25 protein-coding genes are annotated in these 23,627 nt (G+C 56.1%); 10 read left to right on the top strand and 15 right to left on the bottom strand.

Features of this window, described 5'->3' with window-relative positions; genetic code table 11:
* Positions 1 to 82: 82 nt before the first annotated feature.
* The 4 genes from potF (at position 83) to potI (ending at position 4,202) form a co-directional block, all read left to right on the top strand.
* Positions 83 to 1,189, top strand: coding sequence for a spermidine/putrescine ABC transporter substrate-binding protein PotF (gene potF / locus MKZ79_RS08080; RefSeq protein ID WP_336141104.1), 1,107 nt, complete (start codon positions 83 to 85; stop codon positions 1,187 to 1,189).
* Positions 1,190 to 1,283: 94 nt separating this feature from the next.
* Positions 1,284 to 2,417, top strand: a complete 1,134-nt coding sequence (gene potG, locus MKZ79_RS08075) for a putrescine ABC transporter ATP-binding subunit PotG (RefSeq protein WP_336141382.1) — start codon at positions 1,284 to 1,286, stop codon at positions 2,415 to 2,417.
* A 13-nt stretch (positions 2,418 to 2,430) separates the two neighbouring features.
* Positions 2,431 to 3,360, top strand: a complete 930-nt coding sequence (gene potH / locus MKZ79_RS08070) for a putrescine ABC transporter permease PotH (RefSeq protein ID WP_336141103.1) — start codon at positions 2,431 to 2,433, stop codon at positions 3,358 to 3,360.
* Positions 3,357 to 4,202, top strand: a complete 846-nt coding sequence (gene potI, locus MKZ79_RS08065; RefSeq protein WP_336141102.1) for a putrescine ABC transporter permease PotI — start codon at positions 3,357 to 3,359, stop codon at positions 4,200 to 4,202. Before potH ends, potI begins: the two co-directional genes overlap by 4 nt.
* Before the next feature lie 264 nt (positions 4,203 to 4,466).
* Here potI and MKZ79_RS08060 read toward each other — a convergent pair whose 3' ends face one another.
* Genes MKZ79_RS08060 through MKZ79_RS08050 form a run of 3 tightly spaced genes read right to left on the bottom strand, consistent with a single transcriptional unit; the run spans position 4,467 to position 6,723 of the window.
* Positions 4,467 to 5,570 carry a M20 peptidase aminoacylase family protein gene (locus MKZ79_RS08060; RefSeq protein WP_336141101.1) on the bottom strand — a complete coding sequence of 368 codons (1,104 nt, stop codon included), beginning with the start codon at positions 5,568 to 5,570 and terminating at the stop codon, positions 4,467 to 4,469.
* A 21-nt stretch (positions 5,571 to 5,591) separates the two neighbouring features.
* Positions 5,592 to 6,065 carry a YjiG family protein gene (locus MKZ79_RS08055; RefSeq protein WP_336141099.1) on the bottom strand — a complete coding sequence of 158 codons (474 nt, stop codon included), beginning with the start codon at positions 6,063 to 6,065 and terminating at the stop codon, positions 5,592 to 5,594.
* A complete protein-coding gene (locus MKZ79_RS08050) occupies positions 6,055 to 6,723 on the bottom strand; it encodes a nucleoside recognition domain-containing protein (protein ID WP_336141098.1) in 669 nt (222 codons plus the stop codon). The genes MKZ79_RS08055 and MKZ79_RS08050 overlap by 11 nt, the downstream gene beginning before the upstream one ends.
* Positions 6,724 to 6,993: 270 nt before the next feature.
* Between MKZ79_RS08050 and MKZ79_RS08045 the strand changes: the two genes are divergently transcribed.
* Together MKZ79_RS08045 and rlmC are read left to right on the top strand one after the other, a co-directional pair.
* Positions 6,994 to 7,452 (top strand): YbjO family protein, encoded by a 459-nt coding sequence (locus tag MKZ79_RS08045; protein ID WP_336141097.1) that lies wholly within the window; start codon positions 6,994 to 6,996, stop codon positions 7,450 to 7,452.
* A gap of 48 nt (positions 7,453 to 7,500) precedes the next feature.
* Complete coding sequence (gene rlmC / locus MKZ79_RS08040) at positions 7,501 to 8,625, top strand: 23S rRNA (uracil(747)-C(5))-methyltransferase RlmC (RefSeq protein WP_336141096.1); 1,125 nt, start codon at positions 7,501 to 7,503, stop codon at positions 8,623 to 8,625.
* Here the strand turns inward: rlmC and MKZ79_RS08035 are convergent.
* The 6 genes from MKZ79_RS08035 to MKZ79_RS08010 form a co-directional block, all read right to left on the bottom strand.
* On the bottom strand, positions 8,611 to 9,372 hold the full coding sequence (locus tag MKZ79_RS08035; RefSeq protein WP_336141095.1) for a transporter substrate-binding domain-containing protein: 762 nt from the start codon (positions 9,370 to 9,372) through the stop codon (positions 8,611 to 8,613). The two genes, rlmC and MKZ79_RS08035, sit on opposite strands and share 15 nt — an antisense overlap.
* 129 nt (positions 9,373 to 9,501) lie before the next feature.
* Positions 9,502 to 10,170: an arginine ABC transporter permease ArtM gene (gene artM, locus MKZ79_RS08030; protein WP_336141094.1), complete on the bottom strand. Its 669-nt coding sequence runs from the start codon at positions 10,168 to 10,170 to the stop codon at positions 9,502 to 9,504.
* Positions 10,170 to 10,886, bottom strand: coding sequence for an arginine ABC transporter permease ArtQ (gene artQ, locus MKZ79_RS08025; protein WP_336141093.1), 717 nt, complete (start codon positions 10,884 to 10,886; stop codon positions 10,170 to 10,172). The genes artM and artQ overlap by 1 nt, the downstream gene beginning before the upstream one ends.
* Before the next feature lie 4 nt (positions 10,887 to 10,890).
* Positions 10,891 to 11,622: an arginine ABC transporter substrate-binding protein gene (artJ, locus tag MKZ79_RS08020; protein WP_336141092.1), complete on the bottom strand. Its 732-nt coding sequence runs from the start codon at positions 11,620 to 11,622 to the stop codon at positions 10,891 to 10,893.
* A 14-nt stretch (positions 11,623 to 11,636) separates the two neighbouring features.
* Positions 11,637 to 12,365 carry an arginine ABC transporter ATP-binding protein ArtP gene (artP, locus tag MKZ79_RS08015; protein WP_336141091.1) on the bottom strand — a complete coding sequence of 243 codons (729 nt, stop codon included), beginning with the start codon at positions 12,363 to 12,365 and terminating at the stop codon, positions 11,637 to 11,639.
* Positions 12,366 to 12,552: 187 nt separating this feature from the next.
* Entirely contained in the window at positions 12,553 to 13,089 is a 537-nt protein-coding gene (locus tag MKZ79_RS08010) for a lipoprotein (protein ID WP_336141090.1), read from the bottom strand.
* 104 nt (positions 13,090 to 13,193) lie between these two features.
* On the opposite strand from MKZ79_RS08010, the gene MKZ79_RS08005 reads away from it, so the two are divergent.
* Entirely contained in the window at positions 13,194 to 13,517 is a 324-nt protein-coding gene (locus MKZ79_RS08005; RefSeq protein ID WP_336141089.1) for a heavy metal-binding domain-containing protein, read from the top strand.
* Positions 13,517 to 14,335, top strand: a complete 819-nt coding sequence (locus MKZ79_RS08000; RefSeq protein ID WP_442897140.1) for an N-acetylmuramoyl-L-alanine amidase — start codon at positions 13,517 to 13,519, stop codon at positions 14,333 to 14,335. The genes MKZ79_RS08005 and MKZ79_RS08000 overlap by 1 nt, the downstream gene beginning before the upstream one ends.
* On the opposite strand, the gene ltaE is transcribed toward MKZ79_RS08000, so the two are convergent.
* From ltaE to cspD, 4 genes are all read right to left on the bottom strand, one after another.
* A complete protein-coding gene (gene ltaE, locus MKZ79_RS07995; protein WP_336141086.1) occupies positions 14,332 to 15,342 on the bottom strand; it encodes a low-specificity L-threonine aldolase in 1,011 nt (336 codons plus the stop codon). The genes MKZ79_RS08000 and ltaE overlap by 4 nt on opposite strands.
* Positions 15,343 to 15,406: 64 nt before the next feature.
* Positions 15,407 to 17,128, bottom strand: coding sequence for a ubiquinone-dependent pyruvate dehydrogenase (gene poxB / locus MKZ79_RS07990; protein WP_336141085.1), 1,722 nt, complete (start codon positions 17,126 to 17,128; stop codon positions 15,407 to 15,409).
* 147 nt (positions 17,129 to 17,275) lie between these two features.
* Entirely contained in the window at positions 17,276 to 18,913 is a 1,638-nt protein-coding gene (hcp, locus tag MKZ79_RS07985; protein WP_336141084.1) for a hydroxylamine reductase, read from the bottom strand.
* Between the two features lie 281 nt (positions 18,914 to 19,194).
* Positions 19,195 to 19,425 carry a cold shock-like protein CspD gene (gene cspD / locus MKZ79_RS07980; RefSeq protein ID WP_336141083.1) on the bottom strand — a complete coding sequence of 77 codons (231 nt, stop codon included), beginning with the start codon at positions 19,423 to 19,425 and terminating at the stop codon, positions 19,195 to 19,197.
* 317 nt (positions 19,426 to 19,742) lie between these two features.
* Between cspD and clpS the strand changes: the two genes are divergently transcribed.
* Positions 19,743 to 20,063 carry an ATP-dependent Clp protease adapter ClpS gene (gene clpS / locus MKZ79_RS07975; protein ID WP_336141082.1) on the top strand — a complete coding sequence of 107 codons (321 nt, stop codon included), beginning with the start codon at positions 19,743 to 19,745 and terminating at the stop codon, positions 20,061 to 20,063.
* Positions 20,064 to 20,091: 28 nt separating this feature from the next.
* Positions 20,092 to 22,368, top strand: a complete 2,277-nt coding sequence (clpA, locus tag MKZ79_RS07970; RefSeq protein WP_336141081.1) for an ATP-dependent Clp protease ATP-binding subunit ClpA — start codon at positions 20,092 to 20,094, stop codon at positions 22,366 to 22,368.
* Between the two features lie 80 nt (positions 22,369 to 22,448).
* On the opposite strand, the gene infA is transcribed toward clpA, so the two are convergent.
* Both infA and aat read right to left on the bottom strand, forming a co-directional pair.
* A complete protein-coding gene (gene infA / locus MKZ79_RS07965) occupies positions 22,449 to 22,667 on the bottom strand; it encodes a translation initiation factor IF-1 (protein WP_336141080.1) in 219 nt (72 codons plus the stop codon).
* Between the two features lie 257 nt (positions 22,668 to 22,924).
* Positions 22,925 to 23,617 carry a leucyl/phenylalanyl-tRNA--protein transferase gene (gene aat / locus MKZ79_RS07960; RefSeq protein ID WP_336141079.1) on the bottom strand — a complete coding sequence of 231 codons (693 nt, stop codon included), beginning with the start codon at positions 23,615 to 23,617 and terminating at the stop codon, positions 22,925 to 22,927.
* Positions 23,618 to 23,627: the final 10 nt, after the last annotated feature.

Here is a 23,627-nt window from a genome sequence, read left to right as displayed (position 1 = left end):
CGCGGCGAACACGCCTTACATTTAGCCAGTCAGCCGTTGGCCTTTTTAGCCGTAGTTAGCTCTGTTCAGGAGGATGGAAAATATGTTCAACCAGCGTAAGAAATGGTCGGTTGCGATCGCAGGCCTGGTGATGGCGGTTTCCGCCAGCTCGATGGCGGCGGATAAAACTCTGCACGTCTATAACTGGTCCGACTATATCGCGCCCAATACCGTACCTGACTTCGAGAAGCAGAGCGGCATTAAGGTGGTTTACGACGTTTTTGATTCCAATGAAGTGCTGGAAGGCAAGCTGATGGCCGGCAGCACCGGCTACGATATTGTGGTGCCATCCTCCAGTTTCCTGGCGCGTCAGCTGCAGTCCGGCGTGTTTCAGCCGCTGGATAAGAGCAAGCTGCCAAACTATAAAAATCTCGATCCCGATTTGCTGAAAAAAGTCGAACAGCACGATCCGGGCAATAAATACGCCATCCCTTATCTGTGGGCTACCACCGGCATCGGCTATAACGTCGATAAGGTGAAAGCCGCGCTGGGCAAAGACGCGCCGGTAGACAGCTGGGATCTGGTGTTGAAGCCGGAAAACCTGGAGAAGCTGAAAAGCTGCGGCGTCTCTTTCCTGGACGCGCCTGAAGAGATATTCGCTACCGTTCTTAATTACTTAGGTAAAGATCCTAACAGCAGCGATGCGAAAGATTATTCTGGCGCCGCGACCGACCTGCTGCTGAAGCTGCGTCCGAATATTCGCTATTTCCACTCTTCGCAATACATCAACGATCTGGCGAACGGCAACACCTGCGTGGCTATCGGCTGGGCTGGTGATGTGCTGCAGGCGAAGAATCGCGCCGCCGCCGCGAAAAACGGCGTGAATATCGCCTACAGCATTCCGAAAGAGGGCGCGCTGGCGTTCTTCGATATGCTGGCGATCCCGAAAGACGCTAAAAATCTGGATGAAGCCTATCAGTTCCTGAACTACCTGATGGAACCGGCCGTTATGGCGAACATCTCCAACAAGATTTTTTACGCCAGCGGCAATAAAGCATCAGTGCCGTTAGTGGATGCCGCCGTGCGTAATAATCCGGGGATTTATCCAACGCCCGAAACGATGGCGAAATTGTTTGTGCTGAAAGTCCAGGATCCGAAACTCGATCGTGTGCGTACGCGAGCGTGGACTAAAGTTAAAAGCGGCAAGTAGTTGAAGCCCCGCTGAGTTATCACAGAGGCGCATTCGCCTCTGTTTTCTTTTTTATACGGCATGGCCGTTTTAAAAGCGTTGGAGTGTAATGGAAGTGAACGACGCGATCCCTCGTCCGCAAAAAAAAGTCAGCAAGGCCGTTACGCCGCTGCTGGAAATTCGTAATCTCACCAAATCCTTTGACGGACAGCATGCCGTTGACGATGTCAATCTGACTATTTATAAAGGCGAAATTTTTGCCCTGCTCGGCGCTTCCGGCTGCGGCAAGTCGACGCTGCTGCGTATGCTGGCCGGTTTTGAGCCGCCCACTTCCGGGCAGATTATGCTGGACGGCCAGGATCTCTCGCATGTTCCTCCCTATCAGCGTCCTGTCAATATGATGTTTCAGTCCTACGCGCTGTTTCCACATATGACGGTAGAGCAGAATATCGCGTTCGGCCTGAAGCAGGATCGGCTGCCGAAAGCGGAAATCGCCGCGCGCGTGGCTGAGATGCTGGCGCTGGTGCATATGCAAGAGTACGCGAAACGCAAGCCGCACCAGCTTTCCGGCGGTCAGCGTCAGCGCGTGGCGCTGGCTCGCAGCCTGGCTAAACGTCCCAAGCTGCTGCTGCTGGATGAGCCTATGGGCGCGCTGGATAAAAAGCTGCGTGACCGTATGCAGCTGGAGGTGGTGGATATCCTGGAGCGCGTCGGCGCGACCTGCGTTATGGTGACGCACGATCAGGAAGAGGCGATGACCATGGCGGGACGTATCGCCATTATGAACCGCGGCAAGTTTGTGCAGATCGGCGAACCGGAAGAGATCTATGAGCATCCGACCACGCGCTACAGCGCCGAGTTTATCGGTTCGGTCAATCTTTTCCAGGGGATGCTGCGCGAACGCCAGCCTGACGGTTTGATTATCGACAGTCCCGGCCTGATCCATCCGCTGAAGGTGGATTCCGACGCTTCGATAGTGGATGGCGTGCCCGTCCACGTGGCGCTGCGCCCGGAGAAAGTGATGCTTTGCGACGAAGTGCCTGCCGACGGCTGCAATTTTGCGGTAGGCGAGGTGGTCTATATCGCCTATCTGGGCGATCTCTCCATCTATCATGTGCGTCTGCACAGCGGGCAGATGATTAGCGCGCAGCTGCAGAATGCTTATCGCTTTCGTAAAGGCACGCCGACCTGGGGAGATGAAGTTCGTCTCTGCTGGGATACGGATAGCTGCGTTGTGCTGACGCAGTAGCGGGGGAAGCTTTATGACTCAACGTGCTGCGCCAATGCGGCGTCCGACCTGGCTGAACAGAGTGCGATCCAGCCGCAAGCTGGTTATCGCGCTGCCCTATTTATGGCTGGTGCTGCTGTTTCTGCTGCCGTTTATGATCGTGCTGAAGATCAGCTTCGCCGATATTGCTCGCGCGATCCCGCCCTATACGGATCTGCTTAGCTGGGCGGATGGTCAACTGACCGCGGTCATCAACTTCGGCAACTATCTGACGCTGACGGACGATCCGCTCTATATCGACGCCTATCTGCATTCGCTGCAGGTGGCGGCCATCTCCACCGTTGTCTGTCTGGTTATCGGCTATCCGCTGGCCTGGGCCGTGGCCTACAGCTCGCCCTCGACCCGCAACATTTTGCTGCTGCTGGTTATTCTGCCTTCCTGGACCTCTTTCCTGGTGCGCGTTTACGCGTGGATGGGGCTACTGAATGATAACGGCGTGCTGAACCGTTTCCTGATGTGGAGCGGCATTACCGATCATCCGATAGCGCTTCTCTATACCAATCTTGCGGTCTATATCGGCATCGTTTACTGCTATCTGCCCTTTATGGTGCTGCCCATCTATACCGCGCTGACGCGCATCGACTATTCGCTGGTGGAAGCCTCGCTGGATCTGGGCGCCCGTCCGCTGAAAACCTTTTTCAGCGTGATTGTGCCTTTGACGAAGGGCGGCATTATCGCTGGTTCGATGCTGGTCTTTATTCCGGCGGTTGGCGAGTATGTGATCCCGGAGCTGCTCGGCGGGCCGGACAGCATTATGATCGGACGCGTGCTGTGGCAGGAGTTCTTTAACAACCGCGACTGGCCGGTAGCCTCGGCGCTGGCGGTTATTATCTTGCTGATCCTTATTTTGCCGATTATCTGGTTCCATAAGCATCAGAACAAAGAGTTGGGAGAAAAAGCATGAGCAGTTTGCCAACCGTGCGTTCTCCGTGGCGCATTGCCATCCTGATGGTTTGCTTCTTCTTCCTGTATGCGCCGATGGTGCTGCTGGTGGTTTACTCTTTTAACTCGTCACAGCTGGCGGCGTGGGAAAGCTTTTCGCTGCACTGGTACAAGGTGCTGTTCCACGACGATGCGATGATTAGTGCGGTGACGCTGAGTCTGACCATCGCCGCCTTATCGGCTACGGCGGCGGTGGTGCTGGGCACCATTGCGGCGGTGGTTATCGTGCGCTTTGGCCGTTTCAAGGGATCTACTGGTTTTGCTTTTATGCTCACCGCGCCGCTGGTGATGCCGGATGTGATTACCGGCCTGTCGCTGCTGCTGCTGTTTGTGGCGATGGGCAATGCTTTCGGCTGGCCTGGCGATCGCGGCATGTTGACCATCTGGCTGGCGCACGTGACTTTCTGTACCGCCTATGTAGCGGTCGTCATCAATGCGCGCCTGCGCGAACTGGATCGCTCGATTGAAGAAGCGGCGATGGATCTGGGTGCCACACCGCTAAAGGTCTTTTTTGTGATTACCGTGCCGATGATCGCGCCGGCGATCGTCACCGGCTGGCTGCTGGCCTTTACGCTTTCACTGGACGATCTGGTGATCGCCAGTTTTGTTACCGGGCCAGGCGCCACCACGCTGCCGATGCAAATTTTCGCCACCGTGCGGCGCGGCATCAATCCGGAAATTAACGCGCTGGCTTCGCTGATCCTGTTTGTGGTGGGTATTGTTGGCTTTATCGCCTGGCGGTTTATGGCGCATGAAGAGAAGCAGCGCATTCGGGATATCCAGCGCGCACGCGGCGGACGCTAAAACCGAGCCGGTCAGCGATGACCGGCTGAGGTTGATGAGGCCGCGTTTAAATTGATGACGGAGCGGCAGAGGCAGATCGGAACATGGACTCGCCGTTAATCCGTCCCTGGAGGCTCGGTTGGCGCCTCCCTGCGCCAAACGGTCCATTTATCCGTTCAGCCTCTGCCGCTATCAAGCTGCCGTGTTGCTACAGAAAAAACCAAAATCCAGAAACGGTTTGGGTTTGTCAGCAGTCTGAGCCGGTCAGCGATGACCGGCTTTTTATTAGCCTAATACCTTAACCACGCAGGCTTTAAATATCTTTACGCCAACCGGCAGCGCGTTGAGATCGAAACGCATTTCCGGATGATGCAGGCCTGGCGTTAAACCGGTTCCAAGTCCCCAGAAACCTGATTTAACCGTCGGGCGCTGGACGGCGTAGTGAAAGAAATCCTCGCTGCCCGGCGTCGAGCGTTCCGGCATCAGCGCCGCTTCGCCCAATACCTCTTTAATGGCTTCCGCTACCAGCGCGGTCATCTCACCGTTAATTTCTGCGGCAGGCATCGCTTTCATCACTTCGATCTCTGCCGTAGCGCCATAGGCCAACGCGCTCTGCCTAATCGCCCGTTCGACCCGGCTTTGCAGCAGCGTCATCTCTTCGTTTTCCGCCGCGCGCAGGTCGAATACCACGCGGGCCACATCAGGCACCGAGTTGGTAACGCCCGCGTCGCATAAAAAGCGGGTTGCCTTGGCGCTCCAGCTTTTGCCCGGCGGCAGATGCACGGCGTTCACTGCCTGCACGGCGCTGACGGCAGCGTCCAGCGCGTTGATGCCCAGATGCGGCCGCGCGGCGTGAGCGGTTTGTCCGCGAATTGTGGCTTCAATAGTGACGCAGGCGGAGTAGTACATCGCGGGAATGGCGGTGCCGACAGCGCACTCTTCCGCAGGTCGGAGATGAAAGCCCAACAGCATATCCACGTCATCCACCGCGCCGCCTTCCACCATAGCCAGCGCGCCGGTGCCTAACTCCTCCGCCGGCTGGAAAATCAGCTTAAGACGGCCTTTTTTTACCGCGTTTTCCGCCATCAGCTCCTGCGCGGCGGTCAGCACCACGGAAGAGTGAGCGTCGTGGCCGCAGGTGTGACGCGCGCAGGCTTCGCCGTCAATGATATGGCCAAGCGCGTCCATATCGGCGCGCAGCGCCAGCGTAGGGCCCGGCTTGCCGCTGTCGAGCAGGGCGACGATGCCGGTGGTGCCGTTAACGTTCTCCTTCACCTGAAAACCGGCGGCCTTCAGCTGCTGGCTGAGGTAAGCCGAGGTTTTAAACTCCTGAAAACCCAGCTCCGGGATTTCGTGCAGATTAGCGTAATGCTCCAAAACTTTTAACAAGGTAAGTTCTCCCTTCAGCGATCAGGCGATAAGACGCATCACCAGCATGGCGATAACGGCGTTCAGAATGCTGGTCAGCATCAATAGCGGCCAATATTTTTTCGGCACGTCGGCGACGCCCAGCAGGCGACCCATATATTGCAGCTGTGAGCCCATTAAAAAGATAGCCGGAGCAAGGATGGTGATATCGGCGCCGGTCAGCACGCCTTTCGCCAGCAGGCTCACCGCTACGCCGGTACCGGCAGAAGAGGAGAGCCAGGCGGTCAGCAGCACCGTCACGGCTTCGCCCGGCAGCCCAAACAGACCCATGACAGGTGCAAAGACCTTGCCGATAAACGCCATTACGCCCAGCAAATTAAGCATTTCGGCAATCACATAAGCCATGATGACGTTGGGCATCAGGTTGTGAATGGCGATATGGAAACCTTTACGCGCGCCGATAACGAAGACATCAAAAGGGTTGTTGGAAACGGCGACCGGCGGGTTATTTTTCATGCTGGAAATCCTGCTTATAAAAAGTGGTTAACACCAGGCGCACGATGGCGGCGCCGACGAACTTAAGCACAAACATCAGCACCAGCGGTATCAATACCGGAACGGAAAGCGAGACGAACAGCGCCGAGCCGATGGCAAAATAGTTATTGATCATGCCCGCGCCGGAATATTGCCAGGCGGCCATGATCACCACATCTTTTTTGCTGATTTGTTTCTCGTCGTGCAGCTCCTTGGTCAGCGCGGCGCCCGCGTCAGTGCTTTGCAGATCGGTAATCAGCGCCAGCCCGCAGCGCCCCGGAATACCGAGCAGCGGTTTCAGCAGCGGCGTAAGCAGCTTATGGGCGGCGCGAATAGCGCCATAGTGGGTAAATATCTCCAACAGGCCGAGCGCCAGCATTACCGTAGGCACCAGCGAAAGCGCGAACAGAAAACCGGCTTTAGCGCCCGTGCCGCCGGCCCCCAGAAAGGTGGCGTGAGCGGCATCTTTAATGGTGCCGAACTTGCCGCCAAGCGTCGTGAAGTCAAAAGCGCCCAGCCATTTCGCGTTTTCAACGTTTAAGAACAGGCCGGAAAAAAAGAGGATGGCCACGATCAGGGCCAGGTAAGCGCCAACGCCAGGCGACCATGACTGCCGGGCTTTCGCCGATTCTGTATCCATCTGATAACTCCCTGCAAAACGAGTAGTGAATTCGCCCAGTGGAAATAGTGCGCAAACTGGACTAAACATAAATTGCTGTCTTTTCAACAGGGATAAAGCAGATATCGTGCCAGAAAGGACAGCCAGGAAAAAATCGCCTCCCGAGGCCGCGTATGCCTGCGACCAGACAGCGGCGAAATAAGGGGATTTTCCTGAGAAAGACCAAAAAGGGGCAGGCGAACGCTATGCTGGCGCGGCTGCACTAAAAAGGGGCATAGTCAGGAGGAAGCGATGTCAGAAGCGCTTAAGCAGGGGAGTTTGCCTGGTTATGAGGTTCCCGTACCGATAATGGTCGCGGCGATCGCTATCATTATGACACGCTGTCTCGGCGTGGCGCTGGAAGTTCATGAAATGGGCATCAACGGGCTGCTGATGTTTGTGCGGCTTGCCGCGCAAAGCTGGAGCGCTACCCTGATATTTATCGCCAGCCAGCTGCTCTTTTTTATCGAACTACGCTGCGCGCTTGCGCTGCTGCGCGGCCATAACTGGGGGCGCCTGGGCTACGGCTGCTCGCAGCTGATCGTAACAGGCTATATGCTGTTCGTCGCTGCTGGCTGGGCCAGCCCGGTAATCTTCAATCTCAGCGGCGAAAAGAGCCACCTGCTGCTTTCACAAAAGCTGCCAGACCTGCTGGTGCTGACGCTGCTGTTTTTGCCTGCCAGCAGTCGGGAATTTTTTCGGCAGCGCTGAATCCGGAGTGATACAATCCCCGCCCGTTTTGGTTTGACGAGATTCTACATGCACTGCGCCCTTTATGATGCCGATCGCTGCCGCTCCTGCCAGTGGCTGGATCGCCCCTATCCGCAACAGCTGGAACAGAAGCAGTCTCAGCTGCGCGACCTGCTTTCAGCCCAGGCGGTAAGCGAATGGCTGCCGCCGGTCACTTCAGCGCAGCAGGGTTTTCGTAATAAAGCGAAAATGGTGGTTAGCGGTAGCGTAGAGCGGCCTATTTTGGGTATCACGCATCCTGACGGCACGCCGATCGATCTTTGCGCTTGCCCGCTCTATCCCGCCAGTTTCGCCGGCGTTTTTGCGCAGCTTAAGCCTTTTATCGCCCGTGCAGGCCTGACGCCTTACAACGTAGCGCGCAAACGCGGCGAGCTGAAATTCATTTTGCTGACCGAGAGCAGCAGCGGCGCACTGATGCTGCGTTTTGTGCTGCGCTCCAGAGAAAAGCTGGCTCAGCTGATTAAAGCGCTGCCCGCTTTGCAGGCGCAGCTGCCGCAGTTAAGCGTGATATCCGCCAATATCCAGCCGGTGCATATGGCGATTCTGGAAGGCGAAGAGGAAATTCCGCTGACGGAAAATCAGGCGCTGGCCGAACAGCTAAATGACGTCCCGCTGTGGATCCGACCGCAAAGCTTTTTTCAGACCAACCCGGCGGTAGCCGCTTCGCTGTACGCCACGGCCAGAGCCTGGGTAAGCGAACTGGATATCCGCAGCATGTGGGATCTGTTTTGTGGCGTAGGCGGTTTTGGCCTGCACTGCGCTACGCCGCAGATGGCGCTGACCGGCATTGAAATCAGCGCGGAAGCGATCGCCTGCGCCAGGCGCTCGGCTGAAAAAATGGGGCTACAGCGTGTCAGCTTTGCCGCGCTTGACTCCACGGCTTTCGCTACCGGCGAAGGCAGCGCGCCGGATCTGGTGCTGGTTAATCCGCCGCGCCGCGGCATCGGCACCGCGCTTTGCGACTATTTAAGCCGCGTGGCGCCGCCGTTTATTCTTTACTCCAGCTGCAACGCGCAGACGATGGCCAGCGATATCGCCCGACTCAGCGATTACGCCATCGTTAAAGTACAGCTGTTCGATATGTTTCCCCATACCGCGCATAGCGAGGTTTTGACGCTGCTAAGGCGTTTGTGATTCAGCAGGCAGGCTGGCCGAGGAGCCGAACCAGCGCTGTTTGAGTTGTTGCAGCGTGCCGTCCTCGCTCAGGCTTTGTAGCGCTTCGTTCAGCTGACTTTGCAGCGCCTTATCATTCTTGCGCACCGCTATGCCCATACCGGAACCAAAGTAGCGACCATCTTTGATTGGCTGGCCTACTGCGGCCAAGCCAGCATTGTTTCTCAGCATCGTCTGCATGGAAGGCGTCATGCCGAAAATGCCGTCCAGCCTGGCGTTGCGGATATCCAGCAGCGCGTTCTGATAGTTGTCATAAGCGACGGGAATGATATCCGGCCATGAGCTTTGCAGCCACGCCTGTAAAGTTGTCGCGTCAGCGACGCCCACGCGCTTGCCTCGCAGCTGCTCTAAAGAGCCGTAGCTACCCTTAACGGCGATCATCGTCGCGGAGCTCTCCAGGTAGGGATGGGTAAAACTCACTTCTTCCTGACGCTCTTCGGTAATATCCATTCCGGAAATTACCGCGTCATAGCGATTATATTTCAGCGACGGCAGCAGGCGATCGAAGTCGTTATTGGTAAAAAGGCACTGGCGCTGGATCTTTTCGCACAGCGCTTTCGCCAGATCGATATCAAAACCAACCAGCTGATGTGTGGCGCTAAGATAAACAAAGGGAGGGTAGGTCGCGGAAGTGGCGAAACGAAGCGGAGCGCTGGCCAGCGCGCTGGTGGTCAATCCCAGAAGAAGAAAAACGCAAACCTTAAGCATGACTCCGGTTCCTGCGTGATTATTATCGGGGTAGTATGCCTGTAGCAGACAAGGGCCTATCCGCTAAATAGCTGGTAGTTAAGCGCTGTTTTCAGGCGAATGCCGGCGACAGACGCCGCCGGCAAATCCTCAGTTGCGACGCTCAAAAGCCAGCGCCCGCCGCTCGATCAGCCGCATCATCAGCGTAAGCAGACCGTTCACGCACAGATAAATCACGCCGGCGGCGGCAAAAACCGTGACGTCATAGGTTCGGCCGTAAAGCAGCTGCCCCTGACCCATCACCTCCATCAGCGTAATGGTGTAGGCCAGCGAAGTACTCTTAAACACCAACACCACTTCATTGGAGTAAGAGGATAGCGCGCGTTTAAAAGCATAGGGCAGCAGAATACGCAGCGTGTTCCAGCGATTCATGCCCAGCGCGGCACAGGATTGCCACTGGCCTGCCGGGATCGCCCTGACCGCGCCGTAAAAAAGCTGCGTGGTGTAGGCGGCGCTGTTAAGCGACAGCGCCAGCAGAGCGCAAAGCCAGGGCTGCGAAAGCAGGTTCCACAGCCACGGGATCGCCTGAATAGCCGGAAACTGGCCTGGCCCATAGTAAATCAAAAAAATCTGCACCAGCAGCGGCGTGCCGGTGAAGATGGTGATATAACCGCGCACCAGCTGGCTCAGCACCGGCCACTTTAGCGACAGGATCACCGTAAACAGCAGCGACAACAGCAGCGCCAGCAGCAGCGAAGCGAGCGTCAGCGTCAGGCTGGTATGTAATCCTTTCAGCAACTCGGGTAAATAGCTCAGCATCAGTTATTTCCCTGCTCAAAACGAGTGACGCGCGTTTCAATACGCTGCAAAACCTGCTGGCTGAGCAGCGTAATAACCAGATAGATCACGGCCGCTATCATGTACCAGGTAAAGGGCTCCTGCGTGCGGGAAGCGATGCTTTTGGTCTGCAGCATGATATCGTTGACGCTGATTAGCGAAACCAGCGCCGTATCTTTCAGCAGCACCAGCCACTGGTTGCCTAAACCCGGCAGCGCGTGGCGCCACATTTGCGGCAGGATCAGACGAAAGAAAATCGCTGGCGTTTTCATTCCCAGCGCCTGGCCCGATTCCCACTGTCCCTGAGGCACGGCTTTTAACGCGCCGCGCAGCGTTTGCGAAGCGTAGGAAGCGTAAAGGATAGACAGTGCGATCACGCCGCAAAGAAAGGGGCTGACGTCAAAGTTCTCTATCGTCATTTGTACCGGCAGCGTAGTAAAGCCCAGATGCAGCGTAAAGCCGTCGGAAAGCGTCAGCAGCAGCTGCGAAGCGCCGAAATAGACGAACAGCACCACCAGGATCTCCGGCAGCCCGCGAAAGAGCGTCACCAGCGCAGTGCCGAACCAGGCCACTGGCCGCCAGCGCGCGGATTCCCAGACGGCGAAAATCATCGCCAGAATCAGTCCTGCGACCAGCGCAGAAACAGCAAGGCCGACGGTCATCCCGGCGGCGCTTGCAAGAGGATAAAGTTCGTTCATTCCGTTATTGCTGGAACCATTTGCCGTAGATGGTTTTGTAGGTGCCGTCAGCTTTGACTTTCTCCAGCGCGGCGTTGAATTGGCTCTGCAGCTCGGTGTTGCCCTGACGGAGAGCGATACCCAGGCCGGTGCCGAAATAGGCTTTATCAGTGACTTTCTCGCCGACCGGCGCCAGCGCGGCATTCTGTTTCAGCCATTCGTTGACAACCGCAGTGTCGCCGAACACAGCGTCGATACGGCCGTTTTTCAGATCCAGAATAGCGTTCTGATAGCTATCGTAAGGCACGATTTTCACGTCCGTCAGCTTCTCGGTCAGATATTTCTGGTGCGTGGTGCCGTTCTGCACGCCAACGCGTTTACCTTTCAGCGCGGCTACGTCAGCAACTTTGCCTTTCTGCGCGATAAACAACGCGGAGTTGTCATAATAGGCTTTAGTAAACAGCACCTGTTTTTCGCGTTCAGGCGTGATATCCATTCCGGCCATTACCGCGTCGAAACGACGGAATTTCAGGCTGGGGATCAGGCTGTCGAAGGCCTGGTTGGTAAAAGTACAGGTCGCGTTAATCTCTTTACATAAGGCGTTCGCCAGATCGACGTCAAAACCCTGAATTTTATTATCTGAATCGACAAATTCAAAAGGCGGATAGGAAGCTTCGGTAGCGAAACGAATGGTTTGCGCGGCGCCTGCGCTTAAACTCACGCTGGCTAACAGCGCGGCAAGTACGATTTTTTTCATCATTATGTCCTGCATCAGTGCGAAAGATAGTTAGCAAACGCTTCGGTTTGCGGCTGTGTAAAGCGGCTGGCGTCACCCTGTTCCACGATATAACCATTTTCCATATAGACGACGCGGCTGGCCGTTTTACGTGCCACTTCCACTTCGTGGGTAACGATCACCTGAGTGATATTGGTTTGGGAAAGTTCCTGAATAATCGCCACTATCTGCGCGGTAATTTCCGGATCCAGCGCCGCAGTCGGCTCATCGAACAGCAGTACGGCCGGCTCCATCATAAGCGCGCGGGCAATGGCCACACGCTGCTGCTGACCACCGGAAAGATGCAGTGGAAAACGATCGGCGAATTTGGTCAGCCGTAAACGTTCCAGTAGTTTTTCGGCGCGGGCCAGCGCCCGATCCTTGCTTAATCCCAGCACGCGGCAGGGCGCTTCGATCAGGTTCTGCATCACCGTCAGGTGCGGCCAGAGGTTATACTGCTGAAACACCATGCCGACGTTCTGCCGCAGTTCCCGAATCGCGGCGTCGCCTGGCGCCCGGCTGAAATCAAAATGATGCCCGGCGATGCCCAGCGTGCCGGAACGCGGCATCTCAAGCAGATTCAGCACGCGCAGCAGCGAGCTTTTACCGGCGCCGCTTGGGCCCAGTAAAACCAGCGTTTCGCCCTCCGGACAGGCGAGTTCTATATCAAAAAGCGCCTGATGGGCGCCGTAGAAGCAGTTTACAGCGTTAAGTTGAATACTCATGCGCAAAAAGTGAATAGCGATTAGTTCTGCGAATCTTAACGTCGACGGCATAGTTATGCAATCAGCGCGGCGGAAAATTCGCTTATGCAGGGAAGTTAACTACAAGGCTAGCACAAAATCAGGGGCGTCGAACGAAAAAGCGGCAGGGTAAAACGCGTACCGCGGCACAGGCGGTACGCGGGAAAAGCTAGCGCAGCAGGCGCTGGCTGAGCGAGCCGCCGTCGATATGCGGCGCGGCGCCAAGATAGCGCACGTCGTCCACTGCCCAACAGGTGCCTTCATGGATCATCAGCACCTCGTCCTGCCAGGTCTGCGGCTTGTCGCCGTCCCGGCTGAGTTTGACACGCAGCGGGATATTGCGCGCGTCGCGGTTAGGAATAGTGGAAGCGTCCGCCACGCTGGCCGAGGTCGCGCCTGCCGGCTGGCTGGAGAAGATATCGCCACGTAAAGTGGCCTCTTTTCGCGGATCGCTGTTGGCTTTGAGCAGGGTTTGATAAAGCCTGTCGCTAAGGTAAGGGCGATACTTAGCCAACTGCGCGGCGTCCGGCAGGCCCTGAGCAGGCTGCTCAAGACGGAGATCGTAAAACGCCTGGGCAACAGAATCCGGGCCGCCATCAACGCAGGGCGAGGTGCGGCTGCCATTATCCTTATAGACAGGTTGTACCGAGGTACAGGCGCTGAGCAGCAGCGCCAGCGGAGCCAGAGCGGCAAGCTGTAACTTCATCTTGATTTCCTTATGGTTTCTGGATGGCGTTTTTTAGCATACAGTATAGCTGCTCTGCCTGGCGATAAGAGCTAAAACCCAATATTCGTAGTAAAGGAGAGATCATGCAATTTTCCACTACCCCAACGCTGGAAGGCCAACCCATCACGGAATATTGCGGCGTTGTTACCGGCGAAGCGATTCTGGGCGCCAACATCTTTCGCGATTTTTTCGCCGGTATCCGTGATATCGTCGGCGGCCGCTCGGGCGCCTATGAGAAAGAGCTGCGCAAGGCTCGCCAGATAGCCTTCGCTGAACTGGAAGAGCAGGCGAAAGCGCTGGGTGCGAACGCCGTGGTCGGCATTGATATCGATTATGAAACCGTCGGCAAGGACAGCAGTATGCTGATGGTCAGCGTCAGCGGCACCGCCGTCAAGACACGCCGTTGATTCGTCTGCTGATAGCGCTGGTTGCGGCCGCGCTGCTGAGCGCCTGTACAGCCGGGCTGGAGAAAAAAGAAGGGTACGTGGTGGATACGCGTCATGCCGCTTACGGCGCTCGTCCTCGCATTAAAGCGCTGGTGATCCACTATACCGCCGAAGACTTTCCCCGCTCGCTGGCCACGCTTACCGATAAAGAGGTCAGCGCGCACTATCTGATCGCCGCTAATCCGCCGCTCTACGGCAGGCAGCCGCTGGTGCTGCGCCTGGTGCCGGAATCGCAGCTTGCCTGGCACGCGGGGAATAGTTTCTGGCGCGGCGCCACCAGGCTCAACGACACCTCAATCGGCATTGAGCTGGAAAATCAGGGCTATCGCCGTGTAGCCGGCGCTCGGGTCTGGTATCCCTTTCCCGATAAACAGATGGCCGCGCTGCTGCCGCTAATGCGCGATATCGTGATTCGTTACAACATACAGCCACAGGATATTGTGGGACACAGCGATATCGCGCCGCAGCGTAAGCAGGATCCCGGCCCGCTTTTCCCCTGGCACTGGCTTTATCAGCAGGGTATTGGCGCCTGGCCGGATGCGGAACGCGTACGTTATTACCTGGCGGGAAGAGCGCCGCAGCAGCCTACGGACGGCGCTTATCTGCTGAAGCTGCTGGCGCATTACGGCTACGAGGTCTCGTCCGCTATGACAGATAAGCAGCAACAGAAAGTCATTGCCGCTTTTCAAATGCATTATCGCCCGGCGAATTATTCAGGCGTCGCGGACGCGGAAACCGAAGCGATAGCCGCCGCGCTGTTGGAGAAATATAGCGATTAGTCCGGCTGGCTGGCTAAAAAGGCTTTCCACTCCGCCACCACTTTTTCCAGCGCCTGACGATCCACATTCAGATGCGTGACCATACGCGTGACGGCGCCGGTATGCAGCACGATGCCTTTCTCGCGCATCCAGGCCTGCAGCGGCGCCGCCTGGTTTTCCGGCAGGTGAACAAATACCATATTGGTATTCTGGCTGGAAACCTGCACGCCAGCTGCCTTGAGCTGCGCGGCCAGCCAGGCGGCGTTGTCGTGATCCTCCTGCAACCGCGCCACGTTGTGCTCCAGCGCATAGAGGCCTGCGGCAGCCAGAATACCTGACTGGCGCATCGCGCCGCCGGTCATCTTGCGCCAGCGTTTTGCGCGTTCGATATACTCTTTGCTGCCGCACAGCAGCGAGCCAACCGGCGTACCAAGCCCTTTTGACAGGCAAATCGTCAGGGTATCGCAATACTGCGTAAGGTCGCGCAGCGATACGCCAAGCGCGACCACCGCGTTAAAAATTCGCGCGCCGTCAACGTGCAGCGCCAGTTTATGCTTACGCGTAAACTCCCACGCCTCCTGTAGGTAGCTCAGCGGCAGCACCTTGCCGTTGTGGGTATTTTCAAGGCTCAGCAATCGGGTTATCGCAAAGTGAAAGTCATCCGGCTTGATAAACTGCTCGACTATATCCAGCGGCAGCGTGCCGTCTTTTGCCGCCAGAATCGGCTGCGGCTGAATGCTGCCGAGCACGGCCGCGCCGCCCGCCTCATATTTGTAGTTATGCGCCAGCTGACCGACGATATATTCCTCACCGCGCTGACAGTGGCAGAGTAGCGCCACCAGGTTGGCCTGGGTGCCCGTCGGCAGAAACAACGCTGCCTCTTTACCACTAAGTTCGGCTGCCCGGGCCTCCAGGGCATTCACCGTCGGATCGTCGCCATAGACATCATCGCCGGTTTCAGCAGCCATCATTGCTGACAGCATGGCGGCGGAAGGGCGGGTTACCGTATCACTGCGTAGATCGATCACTGTTGCGCTCCTTAAATGGCAAAAAGGACGCCGCAGCGTCCGTAATAGTAGCTCTTACAAGGTTTTACCGCAGCCAGTTGGTTTTTGCCAGCTCGACGACTTCATCGCCACGACCGTTAATCAGGGCGCGCAGCATATAGAGGCTGAAGCCTTTCGCCTGCTCCATTTTAATCTGCGGCGGCATCACCAGCTCTTCGCTGGCGGTGACCACATCCAGCAGCACCGGGCCGTCGTGCGCCAGCATCTCCTGAATCGCCCCGGTCAGTTCAGAGGCGCGCTCCACGCGGATGCCTTTGACGCCGCAGGCTTTAGCGATATCGGCGAAAGCGGGGTTATGCAGTTCGGTACCGTCGGTCAGATAGCCGCCGGACTGCATTTCCATCGCCACAAAGCCCAGCACGCTGTTGTTAAACACCACCAGCTTTACCGGCAGCTTCAGCTGCGCCACGGTCAGAAAATCGCCCATCAGCATGGAAAAACCGCCGTCGCCGCACATGGCGATAACCTGGCGCTGCCTGTCGATCGACTGCGCGCCCAGCGCCTGCGGCATGGCGTTGGCCATGGAGCCATGATTGAAAGAGCCCAGCAGACGACGTTTGCCATTCATTTTCAGATAGCGCGCGGCCCAGACGGTCGGCGTCCCGACATCGCAGGTGAAAACGGCATCCTCGCTGGCCAGCTCGCTGAGCTGCTGCGCCAGATATTGCGGATGGATCGCCTGTTTATCGTTAGCGGTGGCCAGATCGTCCAGGCTTTTTCTGGCCTCCTGATAGTGTTTCAGCGCCTTATCGAGAAAAGCGCGATCCTGCTTCACTTCAAGTTTCGGCAACAGCGCGCACAGGGCGGCTCTGACATCGCCCACCAGCGCCATATCGACATGACAGTGGGAGCCGATGCTGCCGGGATCGATATCGATCTGAATAATTTTGGCGTCGGTGGGATAAAAGGCGCGATAGGGGAAGCGCGTGCCGAGCAGCACCAGCGTATCGGCGTTCATCATGGCGTGATAGCCGGAAGAGAAGCCAATCAGGCCGGTCATACCGACGTCATAGGGATTGTCATATTCGATATGCTCTTTCCCGCGCAGCGCATGCACGATGGGCGCCTTGAGCGTTTCCGCCAGCTGCACCACTTCTTCATGGGCGCCCGCGCAGCCGTAGCCGCACATCAGCGTGATGTTTTTCGCTTCGTTAAGCACCTGAGCCAGTTTAGCCAGCTCGGCCGACGGCGGTTGCACAATAGGGAACTGCGGCGGATACCATTCGGCGCTGGCGCCTTCAGGCGCAGGCTGCAGCGCGATATCGCCAGGGATAACCACTACCGAAACGCCTTTATTGATAATGGCTTTGCGCATAGCGATGCCAAGAACCTGTGGCAGCTGTTCGGGGTTAGAAACCAGTTCGCAATAATGGCTGCACTCTTTAAATAACTCCTGCGGATGCGTCTCCTGAAAATAGCCGCTGCCGATCTCGCTTGAGGGAATATGGGCGGCGATAGCCAGCACGGGAACGTTATTGCGATGGCAGTCGTATAGCCCGTTAATCAGGTGCAGGTTGCCAGGCCCGCAGGAACCGGCGCAGACGGCAAGCTGGCCGCTGACCTGTGCTTCGGCGCCGGCAGCGAAAGCGGCGACCTCCTCGTGGCGGGTTGGCATCCATTCAATGGTGCCCATGCGATTCAGACTGTCGCTCAGGCCGTTAAGCGAATCCCCGGTGACGCCCCAAATGCGTTTAACGCCGGCGTTTTCAAGCGTTTTAGCCACCAGTGCGGCTAGCGTTTGCTTCATCTCTGGCTCCTTTACGGTTTTAATGAGTCATCGTCCCGATGGCAGGATGATCTTCAGCAAAAAGCATAGTCGAAGCTGGAAGAAGAAGAGGGCGGGAAGCGGTGTTCCGCGCCGTCTTTAATCTGTAAACGCTTTTATCAGGCCGGCTCAGCCTAGCAGAGTCGCCAGATCGTTTTCCGGCGTGGAAATGGGCTGCAGACCAAACTCCTTGTTCAGCAGCGCCAGCAGATTGTCGCTCAAAAAGGCGGGCGCCGTCGGGCCGGTATAGATGTTTTTTACGCCCAAAGAGAGCAGCGTAAGCAGCACCACGATAGCTTTCTGCTCGAACCAGGAGAGCACCAGCGACAAAGGCAGCTCGTTGACGCCGCAGTCGAGTTTTTCCGCCAACCTGACCGCCAGCATAATAGCCGCGTAGCTGTCGTTGCACTGGCCGATGTCGAGTAAACGGGGCAGCGCGTCAAGCGTGCCGAAATCGAGTTTGTTAAAGCGGTATTTTCCGCAGCCCAGCGTCAGGATCAGGCAATCGTCCGGCACAGACTTTGCTAAATCGGTAAAATAGCTGCGCTGCGTGCGGACGCCATCGCAGCCGCCAATCAGAAAAACATGCCGGAGCTGCCGTTGTGCGACCAGATCCAGCAGTTTGTCTGTGGTATCAAGCAGCACCTGACGGCCAAAGCCAACCGTGATGGTCTGAGCCGGTTCGCTGTCGGCGAATCCCGCCATGCTCTGCGCCTGAGCGATCACCGCTGAAAAATCGTCGTCCGGCAGATGATTAACGCCGGGCCAGCCGACAATGCTGCGCGTCCAGATACGTTGCTGATAAGCGCCCCGGAAAGGATTGATAATGCAGTTGGAGGTCATGACGATCGGGCCGGGAAAAGCGGCGAACTCTTTCTGCTGATTCTGCCAGCCGCTGCCGTAGTTGCCGACCAAATGGGCGTGTTTTTTCAGCTGCGGATAACCGTGCGCAGGCAACATTTCGCCGTGCGTATAGATATTGACGCCGGTGCCCGCGGTCTGTTCCAGCAGCAGTTGCAGGTCGCGCAGATCGTGTCCTGAAACCAGAATCGCTTTGCCGGCGACCGGGCTGATGTTGACCATTGCTGGTTGCGGTGCGCCGTAAACTGTGGTTTGCGCTTTATCCAGCATCGCCATCACGCCAAAGTTCATTTTGCCTATGGCCATCGCCGTCGCCAACAGTTCGCTGGCCTCATCCGGCTCGGTGCCCAGCCAGGCCATAATCTGGTGGAACTGCTTATAAATATATTCGTCGAAATAGCCATGCACGTGAGCATGTTCCAGATAGGCGGCGGCGCCTTTCAGCCCATAAAGGCAGAGCAGGCGCAGGCCGAGAATATCCTCATGCGCTTCTCCACGATTGGGCCGAAACGCCTGAGCCTGACGCTGAAGCTGCTGCAGATCCCCGCTTTCCAGCTCGATTGCCGCCATTGGATGATCTTGCGCGTTGCAGGGTAGCTGGCAGCGCGCCTGCAGCGCTTGCCGATAGCTGATGGCCTGCTTAGCCAGAGCCGCAATACGTTCTGAATCGAAATTGACGTTAGTTAAGGTGGCGAACAGCGCTTTTGGCGTGAAGCTATCGATCTCATGCAAAATAATATTTTGCTTACGCGCCTCTATAGCCCAGGCGGAAAGCCCCTGTAGGGTGGCGATAAGTAAATCCTGTAGATCCGACGTCTGCGCTAACTTTCCGCAGGCGCCCTGCGTGCCGGTACAACCGTTGCCCGTGGCGCGACGCTGTGTTTGTTCACACTGTACGCAAAACATGGTGCTGCCTCCATAAAGTTGCATTTAAAATGCAACTTTAATCCTTTAAGCGGGCATGTGCGCTGAAAAAACGAGCTGAGTTTGATTCAGAACAATTTTTGTCTGCTGATAAAGGAGAGAAACCCGGAAAGCATCATGGCCAATTAATTTTCGCAGAAATGGCCTTGAAAAATGACAGGACGACGCCAATTTACTAGTGTTGGTAAAAGTTACCCATAAAAATGCCAGCAACGCTGGCTGGCATTTTATTGCAAGGTTGGTCAGAATGAGTCATTAAGCGGTCAGGCAGTAACGGCTGCCGCTGCGGCATCAACAGGAACGATTAGGCTGGCGTGATTGCCTTTTGGCCCCTGATGCACATCAAACTGAACCTGCTGCCCGGCTTTCAGCGTTCGGTAGCCATCCATCTGGATAGTGGAGTAATGAGCGAAGATGTCTTCGCCGCCACCAACCGGACAGATAAAGCCGAAGCCTTTGGCATTGTTGAACCATTTAACAGTACCCGTCTCCATGCTTTTGGATCCCTCGCAAGACATTCAAATGGGTGAGGTAGTGAGGCATTGGCCTCAAAGCTGGTCAAAACGCATCCAGCACACGCCTGTAATGTAGAGAAATCGTACCAGGCGTCAAGCGAATGAAGGGTCAGGGCCGGGACGAAATCATCAAAATTTGAGGTAGTTAACGCTATTGCCTTTTTTTGTGATGAAGGTCGCGTAGTTGCAGGTTGTTGCAAATATTCACCGGCTTCGGACAGCATTTTGGGCGTGCTAAACTTACGCTTTATGATGTTAGTCTGCTGCTGGCGGCAAGGTTTTCATAGTGGATACGTATGGGAAACACTAACGACTGGCTTAACTTTGAACATCTTGCAGATGACAAGCTCCGTGAAGGCCTCAAGCCACCTTCAATGTATAAAGTTATTCTGAATAATGACGATTATACACCTATGGAATTTGTTATTGACGTACTGCAAAAGTTCTTTTCTTATGATGTTGAACGTGCAACGCAACTGATGCTGACGGTTCACTATCAGGGAAAGGCGATCTGCGGCATTTTCACCGCTGAGGTGGCGGAAACCAAGGTCGCGCATATCAATAAGTACGCCAGGGAGAACGAACATCCGTTGTTGTGTACGCTGGAAAAAGCCTGAATAAGGCGATCTATTGGGGGAGGTGCCTATGCTCAATCAAGAACTGGAACTCAGTTTAAACATGGCTTTCGCCAGAGCGCGCGAGCACCGACATGAGTTTATGACCGTCGAGCACCTGCTGCTGGCGTTACTCAGTAATCCATCGGCAAGAGAGGCTCTGGAGGCCTGCACGGTTGATATCGTGGCTCTGCGGCAGGAGCTTGAAGCCTTCATTGAACAAACGACCCCGGTGTTGCCGGTCAGCGAACAGGAACGCGACACGCAGCCTACGCTCAGCTTCCAGCGCGTCCTGCAGCGCGCCGTTTTCCACGTGCAGTCATCAGGCCGCAGCGAAGTCGCGGGCGCCAACGTGCTGGTCGCCATCTTCAGCGAGCAGGAGTCTCAGGCGGCCTACCTGCTGCGCAAACATGAAGTCAGCCGTCTTGACGTCGTCAACTTTATTTCTCACGGTACGCGTAAAGATGAATCCGGTCCCGCTTCGGGCGCGGAAAATCCTGTTAACGAAGAGCAAGCAGGCGGGGAGGAACGTATGGAAAACTTCACCACCAATCTTAATCAGCTTGCTCGCGTAGGCGGCATCGACCCGCTGATTGGGCGGGATAAAGAGCTGGAACGTACCGTTCAGGTGCTTTGCCGTCGCCGGAAAAACAATCCGCTGCTGGTGGGCGAATCCGGCGTAGGTAAAACCGCCATCGCCGAAGGGCTCGCCTGGCGTATCGTGCAGGGCGACGTGCCGGAAGTCATGAAAGACGCCACGATCTATTCACTGGATATCGGTTCGCTGCTGGCAGGCACCAAATACCGCGGCGACTTTGAAAAGCGCTTTAAGGCGTTGCTCAAGCAGCTGGAGCAGGACAACAGCAGCATCCTGTTTATCGATGAGATCCATACCATCATCGGCGCGGGCGCCGCTTCCGGCGGCCAGGTGGATGCGGCTAACCTGATCAAGCCGCTGCTTTCCAGCGGTAAAATTCGCGTGATGGGTTCCACGACCTATCAGGAGTTCAGCAATATCTTTGAAAAAGATCGCGCGCTGGCGCGTCGTTTCCAGAAAATTGATATTACCGAGCCGTCAGTAGATGAAACCGTGCAGATCCTGAACGGTCTTAAGCCTAAGTATGAGGCGCATCACGACGTACGCTATACCGCGAAAGCGGTACGGGCAGCGGTCGAACTGGCGGTGAAATATATCAACGATCGCCATCTGCCGGACAAAGCGATCGACGTGATTGACGAAGCGGGCGCGCGGGCGCGTTTGCTGCCGGTCAGCAAGCGTAAGAAAACGGTCAACGTGGCGGATATCGAATCCGTGGTGGCGCGTATTGCGCGTATCCCGGAGAAAAGCGTTTCCGCGACCGATCGCGATACGCTGAAAACGCTTGGCGACCGTCTGAAAATGCTGGTCTTTGGCCAGGATAATGCGATTGAAGCCCTGACCGAAGCGATCAAGATGAGCCGCGCCGGTTTGGGTCAGGAACGCAAGCCTGTAGGCTCTTTCCTGTTCGCCGGCCCGACGGGCGTAGGTAAAACAGAAGTCACCGTACAGCTGGCGAAAGCGCTGGGCATTGAGCTGCTGCGTTTCGATATGTCGGAATATATGGAGCGTCACACCGTCAGTCGCCTGATCGGTGCGCCTCCGGGCTATGTTGGTTTCGATCAGGGCGGCCTGCTGACGGATGCGGTTATCAAGCATCCGCACGCGGTGGTGCTGCTGGATGAGATCGAGAAGGCGCATCCGGACGTCTTTAACCTGCTGCTGCAGGTAATGGATAACGGTATGCTGACCGACAATAACGGTCGTAAAGCCGATTTCCGCAACGTGGTGCTGGTGATGACTACCAACGCAGGCGTGCGCGAAACCGAACGTAAATCGATCGGCCTGATTCAGCAGGACAACAGCACCGATGCTATGGAAGAGATCAAAAAGATCTTTACGCCAGAGTTTCGTAACCGTCTCGACAACATTATCTGGTTCAAACACCTCGACAGCGTGGTGATCCATCAGGTGGTGGACAAGTTTATCGTCGAGCTGCAGGCGCAGCTGGATGCGAAGGGCGTCTCGCTGGAAGTCAGCGACGAAGCGCGCAACTGGCTGGCTGAAAAAGGCTACGATAAAGCGATGGGCGCGCGTCCGATGGCGCGTACGGTGCAGGAAAACCTGAAGAAGCCATTGGCGAACGAGCTGCTGTTTGGCTCGCTGGTGGATGGCGGGTCGGTGTCGGTGGCGCTCGACAAAGAGAAAAACCAGCTGACCTACCACTTCCTTAGCGCCGAGAAGCGCAAAGCGGAAGGTACAGTGCACTAAAAACTAAAGGCCGAAGATTCTTCGGCCTTTTTTTTACTCGTGCGGCGCGTCAGGCGCCAGCATCTGCAGTAAAGAGTAGGTTAGCGGATACGGAAGGTGATACGACCTTTGTTCAGATCGTATGGCGTCAGTTCTACGGTAACCTGGTCGCCCGTTGAGATACGGATATAGTTTTTGCGTATCTTTCCGGAGATATGGGCAGTGATGATGTGTCCGTTTTCCAGCTCAACACGGTACATAGTGTTAGGTAACGAATCCACTATCTTACCCTGCATTTCAATATTATCTTCTTTGGCCATCAAATCCTCTGGGTGTTATAACCTTTGTCTCTAATCGGCAAATAATGCCGACTTAAGAACGTTATGTAAAGAATTGCTGATGATTCCACCAGCATCGGCCTTCCTGCGGCACAGGCAGCGCAGGAAAACACGTAATCAAGAGTTGGTACAAAACCGGGGGGAAAGTGCGGTCTTCAAAAAGGCTTATTTACGCATACCAAGCTCTCTTATTATACCATTATTATCCCGCTCTGCGTGGAAAACATCGTTACGCGGCTTTAAAAAAGGGTTTGCTGCCGCCAGCATTCCACCGGGAGCGGCTGCTTAGCCAGTAAATCAAGCTGTTTGAGGTAGTCGGCGCGAGAGATCTCCTCGGCTCCGAGCGAAGCGGTGTGGGGATTCAGTACCTGACAGTCGATTAGCCTGCCGCCCTGCTGCGCAAAGTAGCGACTGAAAACCAGCAGCGCCGTTTTTGAGGCATTTTCGCAGCGGCTGAACATCGACTCGCCGCAAAAAATTTGTCCCAGCGCCAGACCGTACATGCCGCCGACCAGCTCATTGTGATGCCAGACCTCTATCGACTGCGCGTCGCCGGCATCGAAAAGTTTCTGCCAGGCGTGTTTCACCGCAGGCGTAATCCAGGTTCCTTCATGACGATCGCTGGCGCAACCTTCAACCACCTCGCTGAAACTTTGATTTAGCGTAACGCGATAGGGCGAATGTCGATGAAACCGCTTCATGCTGCGGCTTAAATGGAATTTTTCCGGCCAGAGCACCGCGCGCGGATCGGGCGACCACCATAAAATCGGATCGCCCGGCGAAAACCAGGGAAAGATACCGCGATGATAGGCGTTAAGCAGGCGTGGCACGCTCAGGTCGCCGCCCATTGCCAGCAGCCCATTAGGCTCGCGTAACGCCATTTCCGGCGGCGGAAAATTAAATGATTCTCTGGAGAGCTGCATCAGACGCATGGTAACGGTC

Source organism: Erwinia sp. CGal63 (genome assembly GCF_037026505.1).
Classification (GTDB): Bacteria; Pseudomonadota; Gammaproteobacteria; order Enterobacterales; family Enterobacteriaceae; genus Erwinia.
The sequence above is the reverse complement of the archived record's forward strand: the minus strand, read 5'-3'. Positions and strand labels throughout refer to the sequence as shown.

Excerpts from the sequence above, each read along its gene's own strand:
- potF (WP_336141104.1), top strand. The coding sequence starts at position 83 with ATGTTCAACCAGCGTAAGAAATGGTCGGTTGCGATCGCAGGCCTGGTG.
- potH (WP_336141103.1), top strand. The coding sequence starts at position 2,431 with ATGACTCAACGTGCTGCGCCAATGCGGCGTCCGACCTGGCTGAACAGA.
- potI (WP_336141102.1), top strand. The coding sequence starts at position 3,357 with ATGAGCAGTTTGCCAACCGTGCGTTCTCCGTGGCGCATTGCCATCCTG.
- MKZ79_RS08055 (WP_336141099.1), bottom strand. The coding sequence starts at position 6,065 with ATGAAAAATAACCCGCCGGTCGCCGTTTCCAACAACCCTTTTGATGTC.
- MKZ79_RS08050 (WP_336141098.1), bottom strand. The coding sequence starts at position 6,723 with ATGGATACAGAATCGGCGAAAGCCCGGCAGTCATGGTCGCCTGGCGTT.
- MKZ79_RS08045 (WP_336141097.1), top strand. The coding sequence starts at position 6,994 with ATGTCAGAAGCGCTTAAGCAGGGGAGTTTGCCTGGTTATGAGGTTCCC.
- rlmC (WP_336141096.1), top strand. The coding sequence starts at position 7,501 with ATGCACTGCGCCCTTTATGATGCCGATCGCTGCCGCTCCTGCCAGTGG.
- MKZ79_RS08035 (WP_336141095.1), bottom strand. The coding sequence starts at position 9,372 with ATGCTTAAGGTTTGCGTTTTTCTTCTTCTGGGATTGACCACCAGCGCG.
- artM (WP_336141094.1), bottom strand. The coding sequence starts at position 10,170 with ATGCTGAGCTATTTACCCGAGTTGCTGAAAGGATTACATACCAGCCTG.
- artQ (WP_336141093.1), bottom strand. The coding sequence starts at position 10,886 with ATGAACGAACTTTATCCTCTTGCAAGCGCCGCCGGGATGACCGTCGGC.
- artJ (WP_336141092.1), bottom strand. The coding sequence starts at position 11,622 with ATGAAAAAAATCGTACTTGCCGCGCTGTTAGCCAGCGTGAGTTTAAGC.
- artP (WP_336141091.1), bottom strand. The coding sequence starts at position 12,365 with ATGAGTATTCAACTTAACGCTGTAAACTGCTTCTACGGCGCCCATCAG.
- MKZ79_RS08010 (WP_336141090.1), bottom strand. The coding sequence starts at position 13,089 with ATGAAGTTACAGCTTGCCGCTCTGGCTCCGCTGGCGCTGCTGCTCAGC.
- MKZ79_RS08005 (WP_336141089.1), top strand. The coding sequence starts at position 13,194 with ATGCAATTTTCCACTACCCCAACGCTGGAAGGCCAACCCATCACGGAA.
- poxB (WP_336141085.1), bottom strand. The coding sequence starts at position 17,128 with ATGAAGCAAACGCTAGCCGCACTGGTGGCTAAAACGCTTGAAAACGCC.
- hcp (WP_336141084.1), bottom strand. The coding sequence starts at position 18,913 with ATGTTTTGCGTACAGTGTGAACAAACACAGCGTCGCGCCACGGGCAAC.
- cspD (WP_336141083.1), bottom strand. The coding sequence starts at position 19,425 with ATGGAGACGGGTACTGTTAAATGGTTCAACAATGCCAAAGGCTTCGGC.
- clpS (WP_336141082.1), top strand. The coding sequence starts at position 19,743 with ATGGGAAACACTAACGACTGGCTTAACTTTGAACATCTTGCAGATGAC.
- clpA (WP_336141081.1), top strand. The coding sequence starts at position 20,092 with ATGCTCAATCAAGAACTGGAACTCAGTTTAAACATGGCTTTCGCCAGA.
- infA (WP_336141080.1), bottom strand. The coding sequence starts at position 22,667 with ATGGCCAAAGAAGATAATATTGAAATGCAGGGTAAGATAGTGGATTCG.
- aat (WP_336141079.1), bottom strand. The coding sequence starts at position 23,617 with ATGCGTCTGATGCAGCTCTCCAGAGAATCATTTAATTTTCCGCCGCCG.